Annotated in this window: 1 protein-coding gene; it reads left to right on the top strand. The window is 72.1% G+C overall.

Features of this window, described 5'->3' with window-relative positions:
• A partial coding sequence (locus tag F8568_RS35775) for an HNH endonuclease signature motif containing protein (RefSeq protein WP_151598059.1) occupies positions 1 to 524 on the top strand: 524 nt, incomplete at its 5' end.
• Between the last annotated feature and the right edge of the window lie 1,076 nt (positions 525 to 1,600).

Below are 1,600 nucleotides of genomic sequence, written 5' to 3'. Positions count from 1 at the left end.
CGGGCGGGCACAAGGCCTCCAAGGTCACCGTGATCTGCGACCTGGAGACACTGACCGGCGGCAACGCCCCCGCCCGCCTCACTGATGGGACGCCGATCCCGGCCGCCCAAGCCCGCCGCATCGCCCTGGCGGCGGGTGTCTCACCGTTGTTGCTGGGGCGCGGGAACACCCCGCTGTACCTCGGGTACCGGGAACGGTTCGCGAGTGCTGCGCAACGCCAGGTTCTCGAAACCCTGTACCCCTCGTGTGCGGTGCGGGGATGCGAGATGCCTGGCACGCTGTGCGAGGTCGACCACGTCCACGGATGGGCCTTGGGGCGATCGCCCACCGACATCGACCAACTCGCCCTCACCTGCGGATGGCACAACCGGTTCAAACACACCAGCCCCGACCAGATCCACATCAGCAAGGATCCCGACGGGCGATATGTCTACCGGCTGCTGCCACCGGCCGACGCCCGAGGCGCAACCGGGCCGCCGGGCGGCACCGGCCCACCCGACGACCCCCTCGACTGGGCCGCATAACCCACCCCACCAGCACGACCGGCATGACCGCCGAGTCCGCCCGGAACCACTCGGGTCCTGGGCGGCCTCGGCATGCCCACACTGCACCGCACACCCACACCCACACCCGCACCGCACCGCACGCCAGTGGGTCACCATCGAAGCCGGGCCACCTGGTCCTACACCTGGATGACCACCGAACGGCCCCCAACCCGGTCGGCGGCTTCACGGCCCGTCGGGGGATCCTGCCCTGGCCTCGCGGCCCCATCATGACTCCAGTCGATGCCTTGTGACCGGGCCGCAGGTAGATCGACGCGGCAGAACTGGACGTACCGGCGGTGCCGCAAGGGCGGGCGGTGGCGTCGGCGGCGCGTGGATCTGGAAACCGGTGTTTGGACCAGGCCACTGCTTCGGTCGCCTTTCGGGCAGTACCCCGGCGACGACGATCCCGACGTCGGCTGTGTGGCCATGGGGCTGCGAAGCGGCGCGGCGAGGTGCTGGGAGGACGCCCCCGTGCCTCGGTGGGGGCCGTCCGCGTGCTGATCGCGGGCCGCTGTGGCGGGATGGGCGGTGTCTGGGGCCTGCGCACCCCAGGCGGCGGACGAGTTGATGGGAACCGGCCCGGGGGTGTCGCGCTGGCCCCGGTCTGCGGACCTGCGGTCGCGGCGGCGGGTGGTGAGAGCGGTCAGGTGTGGGTGCTGGACGACACCGACGCGCCGCTGATCGCAACGCGCCTTGGATGCCGTCGTCGGGGTCGGCGATGTTTTCCCATGGTCACCGGCTCTGTGGAACGGAACCGTCCAGATGGAGGACCTGGCTCAGGGGCGGCCGGTCGGGGCTCCGGAGGAGGTCCGCAGAGCGGGCAGGGTGGTGTCCTCAGCTCGGGCGGCGCCGCCGGTATCGCGCAGGCGAGGCGGGTTTCGAGGACGTGTCTCGTCGTCGGGTGCCTCTGCGGCGTCCCTTTGGTTCTCGTGGTTCCTTGCGGAGGGGGGTGGTGGGGTGGCGCGACCCGGGGGCGGGGGCGGGGGGGCCCCCCCCCCCCCCCCCCCCCCCGGCCCCCCAGGGGACCCAAACCAAGGGGGGAGGAATGCCAAACC

The organism is Actinomadura physcomitrii (assembly GCF_008923205.2).
Taxonomy (GTDB): Bacteria; Actinomycetota; Actinomycetes; order Streptosporangiales; family Streptosporangiaceae; genus Spirillospora; species Spirillospora physcomitrii.
Note: the sequence above shows the minus strand (reverse complement) of the source record. Positions and strands in the feature narration are given on the sequence as shown.